We start from the raw sequence: 19700 nt of genomic DNA, 5'->3' as shown, positions 1-19700 counted from the left end.
CCTAACTGACTTGCTTCTAGTCTGCTCCTCGGATATAATACAAAAAAACGATACGGACATTATGCCAGTGAAGAGAATCCAACTCGGAGGCGTATTCGTTAAGGTGAGGGCTGATGCATGAGGCCTGCTCCCTAAGTTTGCCGGACTCCGCCCGTTACCGCGGAACAAAGAGAATCGGACCCTCTAATTGGTCCGGTTAATTTGGGTGGCACCGCGAGACAAGCGCTCCTCGTCCCATAGGGATAAGGGCGCTTTTTGTATTTCTATGCGAAAAGGAGCGCGGTGACATGTTGGACATGAAATGGGTAAGGGAACATGCGGAAGAGGTAAGGGTGACAGTAGGGCATAAGGGCATTCATCTGTCGGTGGATGAGCTGCTGGCAAGGGATGAGGAGCGGCGCAGGCTGAAGCGGGACACTGATATGCTGCGGGAGCGCCGCAATCGTCTGTCGAGCGAAGTGGGACGGCTTATGCAAGAGCAGCGGCGGGAAGAGGCGGAAGCAATCCGGGCGGAGACGAAAACCGTCAACGCCAAGCTCGCGGAGCTGGAAACGGAGCTTAGAGCGGCTGAGGAACGGTTTGGCGCCTTATATGAGCTTGTTCCTAACGTTGTTTCGCCCGATACGCCTATCGGCCGGTCGGACGAAGACAATGTGGAATTGAAGCGAGTCGGTGAAGTGCCGGTATTTCCGTTCGAACCGAAGGACCATATCGAGCTGGGAGAATTGCACGGACTAATTGATGTGCCGCGAGGCGTGAAGACGGGCGGGAGCCGCCACTATTACTTGAGGGGCGCGGGAGCGCAGCTTCACCGGGCCGTCCAGCAGCTGGCGCTGGATCTGCTCCTGGAGCGTGACTTTCTGCTGCTTGAAGTGCCGCTGATGGTGAAGGAAGAGGCGATGAACCACACAGGCTACTTCCCGCTTGGCCGCGATCAAGCCTATAAGCTGGATGAGGTCGACGGTTATTTGGCTGGCACATCGGAAGTGCCGCTGATTATGTATTATGCGGGAGAAGTGGTCGAGGCAGAAACGCCGATCCGGCTGGCAGCCGCTTCGATGTGCTTCCGTAGCGAGGTAGGCTCGGCAGGAAGGGATGTTCGCGGGCTCTATCGTGTCCATCAATTCGCGAAGGTGGAGCAAGTGGTCATCTGTAAGTCGGATCCCGCGGTATCGGAGGCGATCTTGCAGGAAATTACGGCTAATGCGGAGCTGCTGCTGCAGAAGCTGGAGCTGCCCTACCGGCAGATGGCCGTCTGTACCGGAGATATGTCGCAGAAGACGTATAAGCAATACGATCTGGAGACATGGATGCCGAGCCGCGGTGCGTACGGCGAGACGCATTCGTCGTCGAACCTGCGCGACTTCCAGGCGCGCCGCGCCAATATTCGCTATCGGGATGAAGAGGGGGCGCTGCGCTACTGCCATACGCTCAATAATACAGCGGTCGCGAGTCCGCGTATCCTGATCCCGTTGCTGGAGAATCATCAGCAAGAGGACGGCTCGGTCTATATTCCGGCGGCGCTGAGGCCTTATATGAACGGATTGACCGAGCTTCGTCCGCCTTGCGGGCCTCAGGAAGAGGAAGCTTGAACGCTGTGCAGATAAGCTGTGACTTGGCTGAATGGAACAAGCGGGAATAGGGCTCATAGCCGTTGTCATATACAGAGTGTGATGGGGCAATGCTTATCGTTGCGGGCTTATTGAAGCTGGTGATTTGGGGAAGATAGCGGATGATCGAATAAGCTCCTGGCGGAGTGTATAACAGCACCAACGCCAGGAGCTTTTTGGTTAATGAAGGGGATTACAGTCCAGCTACAGCACCTTCTCCAAAAACCGCTTGGCGCGCTCGCTCTGGGGGCTCTCGAAAAATTGTGCGGGAGGCGTCTTCTCCACCAGCCTGCCGTCGTCCATGAAATAAATCGTATCGGCGGCTTCGCGGGCGAACTTCATCTCATGCGTGACAATCAGCATGGTCATGCCGGTGCTGGCCAGTCCCTGAATGACAGCCAGCACCTCCTTGACCATCTCGGGGTCGAGTGCCGATGTCGGCTCATCGAACAGCATAATATCCGGTTCCATGGCGAGGCTGCGAGCAATGGCGACGCGCTGCTTCTGGCCGCCAGACAGTCGCGATGGATAGCTGTCTGCCTTATCGGCCAAGCCGACGCGTTCCAGCAGAGCCAGCGCTTTATCCTTTGCTGCTGAAGCAGACAGACCCTTCACCCGGCGTGGAGCGAATGTGATATTCTCCATCACCGTCATATGGGGAAAGAGATGAAAATGCTGGAAGACCATGCCGATACGCTGCCTGACCTTGCCGATGTGGGTGTGCCGATTGGTCAGCTCCGTATCGTTGATCGTAATAATGCCGGAGGTAGGCGTCTCCAGCAGGTTCAGGCAGCGCAGGAAGGTCGACTTGCCGGAGCCGGAAGGGCCGATCAGGGCGACGACCTCCCCTTTGCTCACGGAGGTCGTGATTCCCTTCAGCACTTGGTGCTTGCCGAAGGTTTTGGTCAATTCCGTTACGTTAATCACTGCGGCGAAGCCTCCTTTCCAGCAGATGGGCAAGCGAGGTGAGCACGAGCACCAATACGTAATAGATCACCCCGGCGAACAGGAGCGCCTCCAGCGCGCGGAATTCTGTCGCCTGCACAACATTGGCCCTGCGCATAATATCCTGCACGCCAATAACGGAGACGAGCGATGATTCCTTCAGCAAGGCGACGCATTCATTCACAAGCGCGGGAAGAATGGTCCGTACGGCCTGCGGCAGGATGATGCTGATCATCATCGTCCGATACGGGATGCCAAGTGACATGGCCGCCTCCCGCTGCCCCTTATCGACGGCCATAATGCCGCCGCGAATCGTCTCCGAGAGATAAGCGGCGGAGTTGAGGCCGAACGCCAATCCCGCCGCCATGAGCGGTGAGATGTCGTATTGGAACAGCTGCGGCGTCGCGTAATAGATCAGGAAGAGCTGCAGGAGCAGCGGCGTTCCGCGCAGCACAGAGGTATAGGCGGTCGCGAACCACTCCAGCGGCTTGACACCGGATATTTTGAAGAGAGATAGAATGGTGCCCCATATAAAACCGAATGCGGCGGATACAAGCGTAAAGAGCAGTGTCACATAGACGCCCTTCAGCATGTAAGGAATGTAGCCTTTCAGTATGCCGAAGTTCAGATTCAGGAAGTTGTCCGCTTGCGGCTCGCGTTCTGAGGCAAACCATTTGTCCACTATGGCGTCGATCTGTCCGCTTGCCTTCATTTCCTCTAGCACGCCGTTGAAGGTCTCCACCAGAGCGGAGCCTTTAGGGAACGCAATCGCATATCCGTCCTCCGAGCTCCCTGGCGGCAGGAAGCTCATCATGAGGTCCGAGTTCGCTGCGGTCATCTCTACTGCAACGGCATCTTCTACGATTACCGCTTGAATGCGGCCCGTCTTCAGCTCCTGTATGAGGTCCGGAATTCGGTTCAGCTTCTTGAGCTCGACGCCTTCCAGCGTCTGGGCGTAGAGATCCTGCGTCGAACCAAGCTGGGTGCCGACTGTTTTTCCTCCCAGTGATTCACTTGACTCATAAGGCTCATTCTTTCTGGACACGATGGTGTTCCGGGCTACATAATAGGTAGAAGAGAAGTCGACGTTCTGCTTTCGTTCCTCCGTGACGGACATTGCAGACATGACAAAGTCTACACGCCCTGTCTGCAAGGCGGCGATCAGTCCGTTGAAGTCCATCGCGGCGATCTCAAGCTTATAGCCAAGCTGGGCCGCTATGAATGCAGCGATATCGATATCCATGCCGACAATATCGCCGTTGTTTTTGGCATCCACATTTTCATAGGGCGGATAGTCGGGCGATGTGCCGAGCACAATCGTTCCTTTTTCCCCGATGCTGGGAGCAGTAGGGGCGACAGCTGTAGATGCATTGCGTTCGAATCCTGTGCGGGTATCGCCAATAAGACTGGGCAGCCATGCCGTTGAGGCAACGAACACAATAAGAAACAGATAGATCATTCGCAGCAAAGTCGTTCTTCGCATAAGCCCTCTCCAGATCATTGTGAATTGTTGTTACTATAACCAGTTTGCATCCGTATAATTAAAAACGATTTGTAATCCGAGGAAGGGAGGGATGGAAATGTTCGAGTTGGAGCTCCAGGAATGGCTGCCCTATCTGCTTACGATCGGCTGGATCTGCGCAGTAGCAGGACTTTATTCTGCCCATTTGCATACGGTGTCTGCGACGATCATCCGCAGCGATGATGAGAAAGGGATGCTGATTGCAACGGAACGCCGCATTGTGGCGATTGCCGCCGTCGTACAGAAGCGGCTGGTCCGTCATATCAAGCGCAAGGATGCGCCGGAAGAAGATGATCCGGAGTGCAACGCCTCGTTGGTTCAAGCTAGATCCAATCAACGAGGAGGGGCTATATGTCCAATCGATCATTCATCTCTTCCCGGAATAGCGGGATAAAGAAAATTATTGTTGCGCTCGCAGTGCTGGCGCTGCTGGTCATCCTGCCTGGCTGCGGTTCAGCCACAGGAACGATCAATGAGGATACGCCGGGCGTGTTCAATCATTATGTTATCTATCCGCTATCCGAGCTGATTAGCGGTATGGCAGGAGCACTGGGTGATAATTACGGTCTCGCTGTCATAGCGATCACCCTTATTATCCGTCTTGCTCTCTTCCCGCTGATGGTTAGACAGCATAAGTCGCAGCGGAGCATGAAAGCCAAGATGGCCGTGCTGCAGCCGGAGTTGAAAGCTCTGGAGACGAAGTACAAGGATAAGAAGGACCAAGATGTGCTAAAGAAGAAGCAGCAGGAGACCATGGAGCTGTATCAGAAGCATAATGTCAATCCGCTTGCGATCGGCTGCCTGCCGATGCTCATTCAATTGCCGATCCTGACGGGGCTGTATTCGGCTATACGGCTGACACCGGAGATGTCTACCCACACATTCCTCTGGTTCAAGCTAGGGGAGCCGGATCTATGGTTGCCGCTTATAGCGGCCTTCGTCTATTTCTTGCAATTCAAGGTGTCCCAAAGAGGCGTCGACAACTCGGCTAACAAGCAACTGGCGTTCATGGGCTATCTCTCGCCGATCCTGATGGGATTATTCGCCTTGTGGGCGCCTGCTGCTATATCGCTGTATTGGGTGACGGGGGGATTGTTTATGATCGGACAATCCTTTCTGCTTGCCAAGCTATATCCGCCGGTCAAGCTTCCAGACACCGTCATCGAGGCGCCTAAGGCCAAGACCCGGAAGAGCGGGGCTTGATCCTATTGGAGAGATCAAGCGAGTTGCACACGTATCCCTAACCATTATAAAGAGGCTTCCCTGGATAACAGGGGAGCCTCTTTTGGCATTTCTGGCGATTATTTATTGGTGCTATGCTGCTTGTTGGATAGCTGGGCGCCTGGCGATCCCTGGCCGTTGGTACGCTTGTTCCGCTCGGCTTTTTGCTGCGTGTTTTTCACTTTGTCCACGAATGAATCTGTCTGGCTCATTAGCTCACCTCCTCCTGTCCACTTTCCCCCGAGTCATGAATTTCGATTCTCTTGAATAATAATAGTGAAATAGGGCATGCAAGCCCATTCTGGCGTAATGGAGCGTTCAAAATAACAAGTATTGAAGGGATTTGCCTTATTCCGGTGTACATGGTACAATGACGGAAATTTAATACTTAACTTCCTGTTGTCACCTTGGAGACGACAGAGCCCCATAGACGAAAACTGCCCGCTGACCTAGCGTTTGAGGCAGTTTTCCGTTTTGTCCAGGGCTTGTCGGAGGCAGCAAGATGACGGGGAACGCACATTACACATATCTGCGAGGCGGACGCCTGCCGGCTCATCGGCAAGCGTTGGCGCTGGCGCGAAGGAGGCTGGCCATGTACAATCGTAAAAAACCGCTAGAAGAAATTCCGCTTGAAAACACGAAAGTATGGACATGCGAGACTGAGGGCTGCAACAGCTGGATGAGAGACAACTTTTCATTCGAGCGAGTGCCAAGCTGTATTATGTGCAACGCGCCAATGGTAAGCGGCGAAAAAATGCTACCCATGCTGGTCAATTCGACGGCAGAACTGAAGGGCTAAGCTGCTGCCATTCCGAAGAACGCTGCATGGAGGGATCCCTTTCATGCAGCGTTCTTCTGTATATAGAGGGAACGGTTCGCGTGTTGGTTGTTTGTGCCCTAGAAAGGGTAATCTATAGCAAGATTAGAAAGCCAGCACTTGCATGAGGAGGCCTTGTTTTGAAGGAGCATCAACGCGTGAAGCTGCCGGACACCGTCAAGCACGAAGGATTGGTTACCGAACGGGACATTGACGAGGAATTTGGATTGTTCACAGAGGTGCCTGAAATCGGGAGCGCTTATGAGCAGAAGACGGAGCAGAAGCGGGAAATCTAAGCTATAGTCAAAAATAAGCGGCAGTTCAGAATACCATTCAGGTATTCTGGGCTGCCGTTGTCTGCTTTTATGAGCATCTGATTGAAGTATGGGCCCTGATCGCTCCGATAATGGCATCCCAGTCATGATGGTGCAGCTCATGGCCGCTTCCCTCTAACGTGACTAGTGTGGCTCCAGGGATGGTATCCGCCAGATGCTGGCCATGCGGATAGGGAATGATGGGGTCCTCCGTTCCGTGAATAACTAGAGCGGGAATATCAATCTCGCTTGTGCGCGTCAAGTAATGCTCCCCGCCTGAGACCAAGACGTGATTGTTGATGCTCTCCATTCGAGAGCTGCGTCTCGCTTCTTCCTCAGCCAGCTGGGAGATCCGAGGCAGATCGAACGGGTTTTTGGAGCCGGAGAGCAGCTTTGACTTGTCGATATTGAAGTTGATGACAGCTTGGGTGTCCGTCCAGTCTAATTGACCTGCATTCGAGAAATAGTCCATTATCTTTTCTTCCATAGGAGGAAGATGTGCAGCGAAGTTAGAAGTTGCAAGCAGCGTAATGGTGCGTACGCGGGACTTGTGGCGAAGCGCAATCATCTGAGCCAGCATGCCGCCCATGGACATGCCGACAATATGGGCCTGCTCAATGCCGTAGCCGTCCAGAATATGAATGGCGTCATCGGCCATATCCTCGAATGTATAGCCTGGCTGGCCGGGCTCGTATGTGGTGGATAGTCCGGTGTCACGGTTGTCGTACCGGATCACAAACCGGCCTTCGTCAGCGAGATAGTGGCAGAAGGCCTCCTGCCACCAAACGAGGGAGGACTGCGCTCCCATAATGAGCAAGACGGCAGGGTGTGCTGGATTGCCGAAGCTTTCCGTATAGATAACCGCTCCATCGTTCGTAATTAGCTTTTGAGTCATATCATCATTCCTCCATTCGGGGTTCGAGAATAAAAAAACACAGGCCATAGGCCTGTGCGAGTCGTAATCGAGAACATAAGGGAGCGTGAAGCGAACGCCAAGCCTTCGGAAGTGACAATAGGCATGGGCAGTCAGCGTATGCTATAGCCGTTATTGTCCTTGCAGGCGGGGGTTGCGCGGGATGCGCCCTTCTGTAATTGGGTTACCGTATGGCAAACCATTCTTCGATTACGATGCACAAAGAGAGCCTATAGGCACTACCTGTATTCTATGCGCATCGAGCAATCGAATCATCAGTTCAACACACGTAACCCTCCGTTCAAGTGAATTGATTTTCATACTACCATAGGTTTTTTTTTGCTGTCAACCCGATTTTATGCATGGAAATGCATCCTTGGAACGGCTGGACAACTCTTGGATGTATGCTAAACTAAGGGAACAAATGTTCTTTCGGGCGGACGTGAAGGAGAGATTATGTCAGAGACGTATACGGTATCCCTTTCAGTTAGACAGTTAGTTGAATATGTCTACTCCAGCGGCAGCATCGATGCCCGGCTGCAGAGCGCGGACGCCATGCTGGATGGTACGAAGGCGCATCAGCGCATCCAGAGTGAATATGGCGAGGACGATCAGAAGGAAGTGTACTTGAAGGCGGATATCGTCTGGGGAGAAGGTCTGCAGTTCGCCATTGACGGACGATGCGATGGGCTGCTTGCCTCTGGGGCTGTGCCAATGATCGACGAGATTAAGTCGACGAGGGGCGATCTTGTCCGCGTGAAGGAAGAGGGAGGACTGCCTGTTCACTGGGCGCAGGCTTGGTTCTATGCCTATATGTATGCGAGAGACAACGCCGTGCCAAAGATGAGCGTACAGCTGACGTATGTTCACACCTTGACGGATGAGACGATTCGCTTCATCCGGGAGGCCAGCTTCGAGGAGCTGCAATCGGATATTCTCGGCATGATCGAGCAGTATGCCCCGTATGCCCGGCTTCGCAGAGAGCATGAGCTGAGACGCGATGCGAGCATCGGGCAACTCCCGTTCCCGTTCCATACCTACCGGACGGGTCAGCGGAAGCTGGCAGGGGCTGTGTTCAAGTCCATAGAGGAAGGCGTATCTCTGTTCGCCAGAGCGCCTACCGGCATCGGCAAGACGATCTCCACTACCTACCCCGCCATCAAAGCGATAGGCCAGGGATTGCTTCAGCGCATTTATTATTTGACAGCCAGAACGACGACGAGAGCGGCGGCTGAGGATGCGCTGCGGCTGATGGAATCGCAGGGGCTTCGGCTGCATGCGGTAACCATTACAGCCAAGGACAAGATTTGCTTTCAGGAGGAGACCCGCTGCGAGAAGGCGCATTGTCCTTACGCAGACGGCTACTATGATCGGATCAACGGGGCGGTTCTGGATATTCTGAGGGAGGAGACGCTGTTGACGAGGCCTGTCATCGAGCGTTACGCACGCAAGCATCGAGTGTGCCCGTTCGAATATTCGCTGGACCTGGCGTATGCCGCTGACATGGTCATATGCGATTACAATTACGTCTTCGATCCTCGCGTTTCGTTCAAGCGTCTGTATGGAGAAGTGAAGAAGCGGACGGCGCTGCTTGTGGATGAGGCGCATCATCTTCCAGATCGGGGACGTGAGATGTTTTCCGGTATGCTGACAAAAGCCCCTTTCCTGGCCTTGCAGCGGGAGCTGAAGGGCCAGCATCCCGGCGCATATAGCGCGGCGAAAGCAATCAATGATTATTTTATCGCGAGACGCAAGCTTCTAGGAGACGGAAGGCCGTCAGCCATGGAGCAGGAGAAGCCGGAGGAGCTGATTATGCTCGTGGAGCGCTTCACGGAGGAGATCGAGCCTCTGCTCGAGGGCGATGGCGCTACTTGGCTGGATCTTTACTTCCAGTCGCAGCAATTTCTCCGTGCTGCGAAGCTGTATGACGCCCGTTACGCCACATTGACGGAAGTCGTGCGGAGCGATGTCAGCTTGAAGCTGTATTGTCTCGATCCTTCCGAGCTGCTGAAGGGCATGATGAAAGGTTATCGCTCTGCTATTTATTTCTCGGCCACGCTAACGCCTCTCGGCTATTATATGGACATGCTGGGCGGGGCAGAGGAGGACTATACGATTTCTCTGGCATCCCCCTTTGACAGCGGGCAGCTTGACGTCTCGATTCATCCGATCTCGACCCGATATCATGACCGCGGGCAATCGTATAGGCCCATCGCCGGCATCGTGCATCGGATGATTATGTCGAGGACGGGCAATTATTTTGTGTTTTTTCCGTCCTATGCCTACATGAATGCGGTCCATGAAGCATATATAGAGTTGATGGACAGCGAAGAGATGCCGCCCGGGGATCGGCCTGCCGTTCAGGTGCAGCGAAGCGATATGACGGAGGAGGAGCGTGACGGCTTCCTGGAGGCCTTCCAGCCGGGAGGAGAGCGGTCGCTCGTCGGCTTCGCGGTCATGGGCGGGGTCTTCTCGGAGGGTGTTGATTTGCCGGGGGACCGGTTAATTGGCGTCGTCGTCGTAGGTGTCGGCATGCCGCAGCTGGGCTTGGAGCGGGATGCGTTAAGAGCTTACTACCAGCAGCGGGGGAATAGAGGCTTTCACTATGCCTATGTCATACCCGGCATGAACAAGGTTCTCCAGGCGGGCGGAAGACTTATCCGATCCGAGACCGACGAAGGACAGCTGATGCTGATCGATGACCGGTATCTGGAACAAGATTACCGCAGGCTTCTTCCAGAGGAATGGCTGCAAGCGGTAAAGAACACTTATAGCGAACTTTTGGATTGACAGTTTCTTGATCGGGATGATAAAGTGACAAATAGATTTCAAGAATTTTCTAGCAAAGAAGGAGGATTACGAACATGCGGAATAACGATTTGCACGGTCACTTTAATAACGGATTCCACAACGTAATCCATCTGCGCGAACAATAGCTTTGCATGTCAGGGATATTCCCGATATCAAAGGCGCAGGATTACGTATCCGTAATCATGCGCCTTTATTGTGTCTTGGAAAGGGCTCCCGCGTTCCGCGCGGGGACAATTCCAGGCCGGATAAGAGCGTGTCGTTACGGCGACAGGCTCTTTTTGTTTGAGTAGAAAGCGAGAACAACCAGCAGCAACCTGATTAGAAAGAGAAGCATCAGACTTGTGGATGCGAGACGGAAGGTGTGGTAAAAAGCGATGTTTGGCGTATTGAAAAAATTGGGCTGGTTCTTTCGCAAGGAATGGAAGAGATACACGCTGGCGATTACGCTGCTTGTATTGACTGGAATTCTTGATATTATTCCGCCTTGGCTGCTTGGCTATGTGGTAGACGGGATCAGCCAGAACGTGCTCGGCACGTCCGAGTTCAACCGCATTATGTATATGTGGATCGGGATAACCGTAGTCGGCTATCTCATTACGTATGTCTGGCATTATAAGCTCTTTGGCGGGGCATTCGTGCTGGAGAGGCTGCTTCGTTCCAGTATGATGGGCCACTTCCTGCGCATGACGCCGACCTTCTATGAACGGAACCGGACCGGCGACTTGATGGCCCGTTCGACGAACGACCTGGGCGCTGTAGCGACAACGGCAGGCTTCGGTATTCTGACGCTGGTCGATTCGACCTTGTTTATGATTACGATTCTGATCGTCATGGCTGCCGCTATCAGTCTGAAGCTGACTCTGGCTGCGCTTATTCCTTTGCCGCTCATGGCTATTGCAATGTCCTACTACGGCAAAAAGATTCACGAGCGGTTCACAGAAGCGCAGGACGCTTTTGGCGAGATGAATGACCAAGTGCTGGAATCGGTGGCAGGCGTGCGCGTTATCCGTGCATTCGTGCAGGAAGAAGCAAGCGAAGGGCGATTCAATGCGAAGACAGATGAGGTGCTGGGCAAAAATATTGCGGTAGCCAAAATCGATGCGCTCTTCGAGCCAACGATGAAAATTCTCGTCGGCAGCAGTTATCTGATTGGTCTTGGCTATGGCGGCTTTCTCGTATTTCATAATGAAATTACGCTGGGCGAGCTGGTCTCGTTCAACATTTTCCTTGGCATGCTGATCTGGCCGATGTTCGCGATCGGCGAACTGATTAATATTATGCAGCGGGGCAACGCCTCTCTGGACCGGGTGAACGAGACACTGGGCTACAAGCAAGATGTGAAGGACGCTGCGAAGCCAGCCGTGGTGGGCGCTCCGGCCTCGCTGGAATTTGATAAAGTGACGTTCCGCTACCCGTCCTCGGAGGTCGACAACCTGGCGAATGTATCGCTCAAGCTCCGCCAGGGCGGAACGCTGGGCATCGTAGGCCGTACAGGCAGCGGCAAGACTACGCTGCTCAAGCAATTGTTGCGCGAATATCCGCTTGGCAAAGGCCATATCCGGGTATCTGGAGAACCGCTAGGCAATCTGAAGATCGACCAAGTGCTGGGCTGGATCGGTTATGTGCCGCAGCAGCCGATTCTCTTCTCCAAGACGATTCGAGAGAACATCTTCTTCGGCCGTACGGATGCGTCGGAGAATGAGCTTCAGCGTGCACTGGAGCATGCTTCCTTCGCGAAGGATATCGCTTTCCTGCCGGATGGGCTGGATACGATGGTCGGCGAAAAAGGGGTCGCGTTATCCGGCGGACAGAAGCAGCGGGTAAGCATTGCGCGCGCACTGATCGCCGATCCCGAAATTCTGATGCTTGACGATGCGTTATCCGCCGTCGATGCGAAGACGGAAGCGGAGATCATCGAGGGCATTCGCACAGAGCGGGCAGGCAAGACGACCTTAATTACAACTCATAGGCTGTCTGCGGTGCAGCATGCCGATTGGATTATCGTGCTGGAGGACGGCAAGATCGTGGAAGAAGGCACGCATGACCGCCTGCTTGCAGGCGGCGGCTGGTACCGTGAGCAGTATGACCGTCAGCAGCTGGAAGCATCAATCGAGACTGAATAGATAGGAGGCGTGAAGAACAATGGGTACAACAGGCAAACGATTGTTTCAATACGCCATGCTGTATAAGAAAACGATTCTGATCGCCTTGGCGCTTCTCGTGCTTGCGGTATGCGCGGAGCTTACGGGCCCGCTAATTGCCAAACGAATGATCGATCAGAACATTCTCGGCATCGAGAAGAAATGGCATCAGGTGGAAGGCGATCAGCCTTACGCCGTGCAGTATCAAGGCAATTGGTACAAACGGGAGGACCGCTTCTCCGGCGAGGAGAGCGGAGAGAAAGGACCGGAGGCACGCGTGCTGCAAGTGGGCAGAAGCTATTACTTCCTGAGCGGCGTACTGGTCAGTGAGACCGGCAAACGGGAAGTGACAGGCAATGAGCTGACTGTGACGAACGGCACGACAGGCGAGCAAAACGTCTATCCCGTGACGAAGCTGGCATCCAAGGAGCTGTACAGCTTCTATAAACCGGAGGTGCCGGGACTGCTCGTACTGGCAGCCATCTATTTCGGCCTATTGCTGGTAGTTGCGGCCTTGACCTATGGACAACGGCTAATGCTGCAGACGTCCGCCAACCGCATCGTCCGCAAGATGCGCAATGATGTATATGCGCATACGCAGCGATTGCCGGTCAATTATTATGATAATCTGGCCGCGGGCCAGGTCGTATCCCGTATTACGAACGATACGGAAGCGATTCGCGAGCTGTATGTAGGCGTATTGGCGAACTTTTTTACGGGTACGATTTATATGGTCGCTATCTTCGGAGCGCTGTTCCTGCTGGATACGCGCCTTGCACTTATTACACTTCCGCTTATACCGCTGTTGATCATTTGGATTATTGTATACCGCAAGTTCGCGGCCAAGTATAACCGTATTATCCGGGCGAAGCTAAGCGAGATCAACGCAATGATCAATGAATCGATTCAGGGCATGACGATTATCCAAGCCTTTCGCCGCCAGAAGGAGACGTCCACCGAATTTGCCGAGATGAACGATCATTACTTCAAATATCAGAACAAATTGCTGAATCTGAACTCGCTTACGTCCCATAACCTGGTCAATGTCGTTCGAAACGTGCTGTTCCTGATCGTCATCTGGATGTTCTGGGGCGGTACGCTGGGAACGCTGGTGACGGTCGGCGTATTGTTCGCCTATATCGACTATATGAACCGGATGTTCTCGCCGATTGTCGGCATTGTCAATCAGCTCTCCAATCTGGAGACGGCCCGGGTCTCGGCGGAGCGGGTATTCAAGCTGATGGATGAAGAAGGCATCGATGTAGCCCAAGGTAAGCTGGAGCGTTATAAAGGAAATGTGTCATTCGAGAACATATCATTCGCTTATAAGAAAAGTGAATACGTGCTGAAGAACATTACCTTCCATGCAAGCCAAGGCGAGACGGTTGCTCTGGTCGGGCATACGGGCTCCGGCAAAAGCTCGATTCTGAACTTGTTGTTCCGATTCTATGATATTAAGGACGGGGAAGGCCGCATCATGATAGACGGCCGGGATGTGCGTGATATTCCGAAGCAGATGCTCCGACAACATATGGGCATCGTGCTCCAGGACCCATTCCTGTTCACCGGAACGATTGCGTCGAACGTTAGTCTGGATGATCCGTCGATCTCCAGAGAGAGAGTTGTTCAAGCGCTGAAGGATGTCGGCGCGTATGAGATGTTCAGCCAGCTGCCAGGCGGCATCGATGCCGAAGTCATCGAGAAGGGCAGCACGCTCTCCGCAGGACAGCGACAGCTGATCTCCTTCGCGCGGGCGCTGGCCTTTGATCCGGCTATCCTCATACTGGATGAAGCGACAGCGAGCATTGATACAGAGACGGAAGCCGTCATTCAGGAAGCGCTGAACGTCCTCAAGAAAGGCCGTACAACGTTCGTTATCGCTCACCGTCTGTCGACGATTCGCCAGGCGGACCAGATACTGGTGCTTGACCGCGGCGTGATCGTGGAGCGCGGCAACCATGACGAGCTGATGGACCATCGCGGCAAGTATTACGCGATGTACCAGCTTCAGCAAGGCTCCGTACAGACGGCTTAGTAGCCTTCATAGCTTGCGATCATAGGTGCATGGGCACCTGCATAGTGATTGGGCAAAAAGGCCCGCAATACGCGTTAACGGCGTATTGCGGGCCTCTTATCTATGGCAAGTTTTTATGTTTTGAAACGTCCGACCGCTTGGTTCAAGCCGGTTGCCAGGCTGCGGAGCTGCACGGAGCCGCTCGCTACCTCTTGCATGGATGCCAATTGCTCCTCTGAGGCAGCTGCCACGCGCTGTGCGTTGGAAGCGGTAGACTGTGCGATATACGACAGCTGATCCAGCGATGCTGCGATCTCTTCGCTGCCGGCCGACATTTGCTCGGCCGCGGCGGATACTTCCTGCACCTGGGCTGATACTTGCTTAATGGAATTAACGATGGAGCGGAAGGAATCGCCGGCCTGTGTCGCTACGGCCGACCCTTCACGGGCTGCGATCGCTGAACGCTCCATGGAGCTGGCGGCTTCTCTTGTACGCATGCCAATCATGTTCAGAATGTCGTTAATCTGCTCCGAGGACTCCTTGCTTCTCTCCGCCAGCTTGCGAATTTCGACAGCGACCACGGCGAAGCCTTTGCCATGCTCTCCGGCGCGTGCCGCTTCGATCGATGCATTCAAGGCAAGGAGATTGGTCTGATTCGCCACTTCGCCGATCAGGCCGAGAATGCCTTCAATCTTCTCGCTATGGTCTCTGAGCTCACGGAGCGTCATAACGGTCTGCTCCACATTTTGCTCCAGGTCCTTCATCTGGGTTTGTGTTTGCTCCATGACGCTTTCGCCTTCAGTAGCCAGAGTCGTGGCATCCGATGCCATCTCTGAGACGATGGCCGACGATTCGGCAATCCGTCCGATGCCGACCGCCATCTCTCCCATTGCGCGCTGGCATTCCTGGAAGCTCTGCAACTGCGACTCTGATCCGGATGCTACCTCTTGGATGGCTTCCGTCACTTCTTCTGTTGCGCGGGAAGTCATCTCCGCGCTTTGCTGCATATTCTCTGCCGAGCCGGCTACTTCTCCCGTGCTGTTGCGAATATCGCCAGTCAGCTTGCGCAGACTTGCAATCATGCTGTTAAAGGATTTGGACAGCTGCCCGATTTCGTTATCGCCCTTCGCATTGACCGCTATAGTCAGGTCTCCCGCCGCAGCCAGCTCAGACACTTCAGCCAGCCGGCGAAGCGGACGGAGCACGAGGCGCACAAGAATTGTAATAACCAGGATCGCGCCAGCCGATAAGGCAGCGGCGATAAGGAAGCTTCTCAAGAGCATGGAGCCCAACTCGTCATCCACTTGACCATAGTCGAAGTCAATGCCGAACATGCCGACCACCTTGCCGCTTGTATCTTCAATTCGTTTCACGTATGTAACCCACTGGCCAAAGTCATCCTCATAGACCTCTGTCCATGCCGATTCTTGATTCAGTGCCTTCTGGAATGCTGTGTCGAATCTCTCCGCCATCGCGTATGATCCGCCTGGTGCGAGTCCCGTCTGGCTCAGCTCTTCGTTGCTTTGCAGCATGATAGCCGTCCGCTTGCCGTCCACTTCTTTCACTTCCGGCATATAGATATAGGCATTCGTTACCCGTTCATTGCGCACCATGGCTTCAAATTTATTTTTCAGAATGCTGAAGGCTGATGCATCATGGGTTCCGCTCTGCAGCAATTCCTCATATGCTTCTGCTACAAGATCATATTCGAATTCAAGCTGATAACCTAGCGTCACACCCAAACTTTGGATTTCTTTGGAAAATGCTGCTTTCTGGGAATTGTAGGATAGCCACTGCGTCGCGCTGATCAACACGATCAGAATAAGGGCTAATACCAGAGAGCTTGTCACGACCAAACTGCGGTCTTTCCATTTGAACATGAATGCCACACCTCTCGTTTGTTGTAAAGGCTGGCAAGACATAGGCTTGTTCACCATGGTAAGTATCGGTTAGAACAGACCGGTCCCGCCTAATATCCTACACTAGCATGCAATTATTAGAAAAGTTTAGTTGCTAATGTTAGGAAAGTATCAGATCGGACCGGATTTCAGCTAATGTTTTTCTTCCGACTGGACGAGGAGAGCCTCCAGCTCTGAGGCTGGAAGCGGCCTGCTGAACAGATAACCCTGCAGCTCATCGCATTTGAGCTCCTTGCAGAAGCGTGATTCATCGGCTGTCTCTACGCCTTCCGCAACAACCTTCATGTTCATGCTGTGGACTAGCTCGATAATGGCGCGAACGATCGATGACTTCTTATCGTCGCTTGTGATGCCTTGAATGAAGGAGCGGTCAAGCTTGACATCCGAGATCGGCAGCCGCTGCAGTTGATTGAGAGACGAATATCCCGTGCCGAAATCATCAATCGAGATTTGAATGCCCAGGCCTCGCAAGTACAAGATCGTATCAATAACTTGATCGATATTGCGCATGAAGACACCCTCTGTAATTTCAAGGCTCACATATTGCGGCTCAAGACCTGTCGCCGTCAGCTCGCTTAGGATCATTTCCTTCAAGTTGCCCTGATAGAAGTGGCGTGCCGATATGTTGACCGAGACGCTGATCTTCTTCAGACCGGCATCCTGCCAGGCTTTGTTTTGGCGGCAAGCCTCTCGGAACACCCAGCGGTCGATCTCCAGGATAAAGCCGGACTCCTCCGCCAATGGAATGAATTTGTCCGGCGGCACGAGCCCCAGCTCCGGATGCTTCCAGCGGATTAGCGCTTCGATGCCGCATAGCTCGCCGGTCGCCGCACTAATCTTCGGCTGATAGTAGAGGGAGAATTGATTCTCTTGCAGCGCCTTGTACAGACCGTTCTCCAGCCGCATCTTCTCTGCAATGAGAGGCAGCAGATTCGGCTTGAAGAAGCGGTAGCAGCCGTCTCCCTCTTCCTTGGCGTTGTACATGGCTATGTCCGCATTGCGGACGATGGTGTCCATATCCTCTCCGTCATGCGGATAGGCGCTGATGCCGATACTGACGGTCAGGAACAGCGGCATGCCGTCGATGATGAACGGCTCGACAAAGCAGTCCAGGACGGCTTCAGCGTGATGAGACAAATCCTCCTCCTCGCTATAGCGGACGACAAAGACGAACTCGTCCCCGCCAAGGCGGAAGACGTCGCAGGATTTGCATTGAATCGATTGGAAGCGCCCCCCGGCCAACTGCAGCAGCTTGTCCCCGAAGGCGTGGCCCAGCGTGTCGTTAATCTGCTTGAACCGATTAATGTCCGCGAATAGCACGCCGACCTTCAGACGCGAGCCTGTGCCTGTGTTCATGGCGATTAGCTCCTGGAAGTGCCGGGTGAACTGATGGCGATTGGGCAGTCCCGTCAGCATGTCGTAATAAGCGAGCTGATGGAGCCGCTCTTCCGATTGCTGCAGAAGCTGCGCCTGCATCTCCAGACGTTCGTTGTTGCTTTGCGATTCACGGAACAGATAGAGCAGGCTGCTCGACATATGCTTGATGTTCATAATCAGCGAATGAATCTCGACCGTGCTGCTTTTCGGCAGCTCCAGCGCATTATTATGCTTCAGCTTGAGCGGCAGATTCGTCGTTACGACAGCGAGCCTCTTCAAGCTGCGGGCCAACGAGCGATTAATGAGCAGCGAGACAAAAGCTGCGACCAGCGCAAATCCGATTAGATAAAAGATATGGGTGAAATATTTGCCGAACAGATATTTTTGGTAGTAGTCCAGCGGGAACGTAATCACAATTTGTCCAGTCCCGTTGCCGAGCTGGGATTGGAAGAGGAACTGCTCATCATCCCAGGTGTAAAGCTTTAAACGACTAAAGTTATTATAATTGGATGAGAAGTAGAGATACTCGCTGATGGATCTATAGGACTTCTCGCCGAACGGATCAAGATGCGTACCGATCAGCCCGTGATGATTCGATGCAATAACCCGATGCTGGTCGTCAGTCAGGCTGAAGGTATAGGTATCGGTCGTATAACGGTCGATGAGGAATTGCAGCGTGCGAATGGATACGACATCGGAAGGAATGGTATACGGAACATTCGATGCGCCCCATTCTTTTGTAATCGTGTTCGTGGCTTGCAGCGCGATATCCTCAACGTAATAGCTGACTTCCTTGAAGGAATTAATGCTGTTCACCAGCATATTGAGCAAGAAGCTGACGAGTACAATGCCAAGCGACAAATGCAGCAGCAGCTGACTCATGGACCGAGGAAGCCGCGTGATGCTGGACATGCCGCTCCAGCGGCTTAACGGCATGTATTGATGAGCGATTTCTGCAACCAGCGCATTAAACAAGCCATTGATGGCAATCAGGCAAGCAATAAGCTTAATATCGATACCCGTTCCTGAATAATGTTGGTTATAGAAGAAATATACGAGCGGCGTGCCGACGAATAGCCAGAAAAACAGGTCCGTCATAAAGAGCCGGCCTCGATACCGTAGCATCAGCAAGCCGACGATGAGGGCTTCCAGCAAGCCAATCGCCTGGAACATGAGATGATCCATAGAAGCAGCTCCGGCAAGGAGAGCGGCACAGGCGGTTAGAAGCCCTCCCCCGATGCCGAACAGCCGGACAGCGAGAAGAACAAATATGCTGGTAAGCGAAAAGGTAATACCGTATATGAAATGAAATTGACTCCATTCTCCTGCAACGGCCAGCAAGGCGCAGAGGGTGAGAGATATGGCAATCATCCATTTGTTGCGAGGTTGATGAGTTGGATTGCTCAAGTGCGTCCTCCAGTTGCTGTAAGAAGCGATGTAATGAATGATAGCTATGATGTATAAAGCCGCGTTATTTGGCATAAGTATGTCGTGTTAATTCCCTAATATTCGACAAAATTTTCTTAAATCCTCCTTTCAAAAAAGAGGGGAGAGTGACCTTAATTTGCATGGTTGTACCCATCATGATATAGTTCTATTATCGAATAGTTCGACAATAGAATTAAATGAGGGGGAGGAAGAGAAATGGAGCAAGACCAATGCCTGCTGAAGTCGTTGATCCACCGTTACGAGATCGCGAACTTCATTGTGGAAAGAGGACTTCATGTCAAGGTAAAGGACTTGATGCCGGAGGAATTGACCGTCGATCAGTTCAAGACGCTGCGCTTTCTTAGACATAACGAAAACAGTACGGCGTCCGAGCTAGCCCAATATTTTTGTGTGGGCAAAAGCTCGATTACCGCGATTATTACCCGGTTGTCGGACAAAGGATTAATTGATCGCGTGCCCGATGATGACGATCGCAGAGTTATCCATTTGAGGCTGACGGAGGAGGGGGAGCGCATCAGCGGCTTGCTGGAGGAGCGCGTGCAGAATGTCCTATCAGATATAATCGTGCACTTCGACGAGAAGGAGGCAATCGCCTTCATCGAGACCTTCGAGAAACTGGCTATAGCCGTGAAAGCCTTATAGTGCCT

15 protein-coding genes are annotated in these 19700 nt (G+C 53.2%); 9 read left to right on the top strand and 6 right to left on the bottom strand.

Translation table 11 applies throughout. The annotated features are described in order from the left end of the window. The first annotated feature begins 287 nt into the window (after nucleotides 1–287). Nucleotides 288–1592 carry a serine--tRNA ligase gene (gene serS / locus D3P07_RS18390; RefSeq protein ID WP_119801718.1) on the top strand — a complete coding sequence of 435 codons (1305 nt, stop codon included), beginning with the start codon at nucleotides 288–290 and terminating at the stop codon, nucleotides 1590–1592. A gap of 222 nt (nucleotides 1593–1814) precedes the next feature. On the opposite strand, the gene D3P07_RS18385 is transcribed toward serS, so the two are convergent. Together D3P07_RS18385 and D3P07_RS18380 are read right to left on the bottom strand one after the other, a co-directional pair. After that, complete coding sequence (locus D3P07_RS18385) at nucleotides 1815–2537, bottom strand: amino acid ABC transporter ATP-binding protein (RefSeq protein ID WP_119801717.1); 723 nt, start codon at nucleotides 2535–2537, stop codon at nucleotides 1815–1817. Further along, the gene (locus D3P07_RS18380) at nucleotides 2530–4038 is read right to left on the bottom strand and encodes an ABC transporter substrate-binding protein/permease (protein ID WP_119801716.1); all 1509 of its coding nucleotides are present in this window, start codon (nucleotides 4036–4038) and stop codon (nucleotides 2530–2532) included. Before D3P07_RS18380 ends, D3P07_RS18385 begins: the two co-directional genes overlap by 8 nt. Before the next feature lie 97 nt (nucleotides 4039–4135). Here D3P07_RS18380 and D3P07_RS18375 point away from each other — a divergent pair, with 97 nt between their 5' ends. Both D3P07_RS18375 and yidC read left to right on the top strand, forming a co-directional pair. Then, entirely contained in the window at nucleotides 4136–4471 is a 336-nt protein-coding gene (locus D3P07_RS18375; RefSeq protein WP_119801715.1) for a hypothetical protein, read from the top strand. Further along, on the top strand, nucleotides 4429–5280 hold the full coding sequence (gene yidC, locus D3P07_RS18370) for a membrane protein insertase YidC (RefSeq protein ID WP_119801714.1): 852 nt from the start codon (nucleotides 4429–4431) through the stop codon (nucleotides 5278–5280). Before D3P07_RS18375 ends, yidC begins: the two co-directional genes overlap by 43 nt. Nucleotides 5281–5378: 98 nt before the next feature. Here the strand turns inward: yidC and D3P07_RS18365 are convergent, their stop codons facing one another. Beyond that, nucleotides 5379–5510: a DUF4023 family protein gene (locus tag D3P07_RS18365; protein WP_119801713.1), complete on the bottom strand. Its 132-nt coding sequence runs from the start codon at nucleotides 5508–5510 to the stop codon at nucleotides 5379–5381. 290 nt (nucleotides 5511–5800) lie between these two features. Between D3P07_RS18365 and D3P07_RS18360 the strand changes: the two genes are divergently transcribed. Further along, a complete protein-coding gene (locus D3P07_RS18360) occupies nucleotides 5801–6097 on the top strand; it encodes a cold-shock protein (protein WP_310732562.1) in 297 nt (98 codons plus the stop codon). 158 nt (nucleotides 6098–6255) lie between these two features. Next, nucleotides 6256–6411 carry a hypothetical protein gene (locus D3P07_RS27130; RefSeq protein ID WP_182914423.1) on the top strand — a complete coding sequence of 52 codons (156 nt, stop codon included), beginning with the start codon at nucleotides 6256–6258 and terminating at the stop codon, nucleotides 6409–6411. Nucleotides 6412–6478: 67 nt separating this feature from the next. On the opposite strand, the gene mle is transcribed toward D3P07_RS27130, so the two are convergent. Further along, a complete protein-coding gene (mle, locus tag D3P07_RS18355; protein WP_119801712.1) occupies nucleotides 6479–7324 on the bottom strand; it encodes an alpha/beta fold macrolide esterase in 846 nt (281 codons plus the stop codon). A 474-nt stretch (nucleotides 7325–7798) separates the two neighbouring features. Here mle and D3P07_RS18350 point away from each other — a divergent pair, with 474 nt between their 5' ends. The 3 genes from D3P07_RS18350 (at nucleotide 7799) to D3P07_RS18340 (ending at nucleotide 14329) form a co-directional block, all read left to right on the top strand. Further along, nucleotides 7799–10132, top strand: a complete 2334-nt coding sequence (locus D3P07_RS18350; protein ID WP_119801711.1) for an ATP-dependent DNA helicase — start codon at nucleotides 7799–7801, stop codon at nucleotides 10130–10132. A gap of 395 nt (nucleotides 10133–10527) precedes the next feature. Continuing rightward, entirely contained in the window at nucleotides 10528–12276 is a 1749-nt protein-coding gene (locus tag D3P07_RS18345) for an ABC transporter ATP-binding protein (protein ID WP_119801710.1), read from the top strand. A 19-nt stretch (nucleotides 12277–12295) separates the two neighbouring features. Continuing rightward, on the top strand, nucleotides 12296–14329 hold the full coding sequence (locus tag D3P07_RS18340) for an ABC transporter ATP-binding protein (RefSeq protein WP_119801709.1): 2034 nt from the start codon (nucleotides 12296–12298) through the stop codon (nucleotides 14327–14329). Nucleotides 14330–14442: 113 nt separating this feature from the next. Here D3P07_RS18340 and D3P07_RS18335 read toward each other — a convergent pair whose 3' ends face one another. Both D3P07_RS18335 and D3P07_RS18330 read right to left on the bottom strand, forming a co-directional pair. Beyond that, entirely contained in the window at nucleotides 14443–16188 is a 1746-nt protein-coding gene (locus D3P07_RS18335; protein WP_182914388.1) for a methyl-accepting chemotaxis protein, read from the bottom strand. A gap of 171 nt (nucleotides 16189–16359) precedes the next feature. Beyond that, on the bottom strand, nucleotides 16360–19011 hold the full coding sequence (locus D3P07_RS18330) for a putative bifunctional diguanylate cyclase/phosphodiesterase (protein WP_182914387.1): 2652 nt from the start codon (nucleotides 19009–19011) through the stop codon (nucleotides 16360–16362). A gap of 237 nt (nucleotides 19012–19248) precedes the next feature. Here D3P07_RS18330 and D3P07_RS18325 point away from each other — a divergent pair, with 237 nt between their 5' ends. Continuing rightward, nucleotides 19249–19695 carry a MarR family winged helix-turn-helix transcriptional regulator gene (locus D3P07_RS18325; RefSeq protein ID WP_119801706.1) on the top strand — a complete coding sequence of 149 codons (447 nt, stop codon included), beginning with the start codon at nucleotides 19249–19251 and terminating at the stop codon, nucleotides 19693–19695. The last annotated feature ends 5 nt before the right edge of the window (nucleotides 19696–19700 follow it).

Source organism: Paenibacillus sp. 1011MAR3C5, assembly GCF_003591485.1.
Lineage (GTDB): Bacteria > Bacillota > Bacilli > Paenibacillales > Paenibacillaceae > Pristimantibacillus.
Note: the sequence above shows the minus strand (reverse complement) of the source record. Positions and strands in the feature narration are given on the sequence as shown.

Coding starts and splice junctions, on each gene's coding strand:
- serS (WP_119801718.1), top strand. CDS start 288: ATGTTGGACATGAAATGGGTAAGGGAACATGCGGAAGAGGTAAGGGTG.
- D3P07_RS18380 (WP_119801716.1), bottom strand. CDS start 4,038: ATGCGAAGAACGACTTTGCTGCGAATGATCTATCTGTTTCTTATTGTG.
- D3P07_RS18375 (WP_119801715.1), top strand. CDS start 4,136: ATGTTCGAGTTGGAGCTCCAGGAATGGCTGCCCTATCTGCTTACGATC.
- yidC (WP_119801714.1), top strand. CDS start 4,429: ATGTCCAATCGATCATTCATCTCTTCCCGGAATAGCGGGATAAAGAAA.
- D3P07_RS18365 (WP_119801713.1), bottom strand. CDS start 5,510: ATGAGCCAGACAGATTCATTCGTGGACAAAGTGAAAAACACGCAGCAA.
- D3P07_RS18360 (WP_310732562.1), top strand. CDS start 5,801: ATGACGGGGAACGCACATTACACATATCTGCGAGGCGGACGCCTGCCG.
- mle (WP_119801712.1), bottom strand. CDS start 7,324: ATGACTCAAAAGCTAATTACGAACGATGGAGCGGTTATCTATACGGAA.
- D3P07_RS18350 (WP_119801711.1), top strand. CDS start 7,799: ATGTCAGAGACGTATACGGTATCCCTTTCAGTTAGACAGTTAGTTGAA.
- D3P07_RS18345 (WP_119801710.1), top strand. CDS start 10,528: ATGTTTGGCGTATTGAAAAAATTGGGCTGGTTCTTTCGCAAGGAATGG.
- D3P07_RS18340 (WP_119801709.1), top strand. CDS start 12,296: ATGGGTACAACAGGCAAACGATTGTTTCAATACGCCATGCTGTATAAG.
- D3P07_RS18335 (WP_182914388.1), bottom strand. CDS start 16,188: ATGTTCAAATGGAAAGACCGCAGTTTGGTCGTGACAAGCTCTCTGGTA.
- D3P07_RS18325 (WP_119801706.1), top strand. CDS start 19,249: ATGGAGCAAGACCAATGCCTGCTGAAGTCGTTGATCCACCGTTACGAG.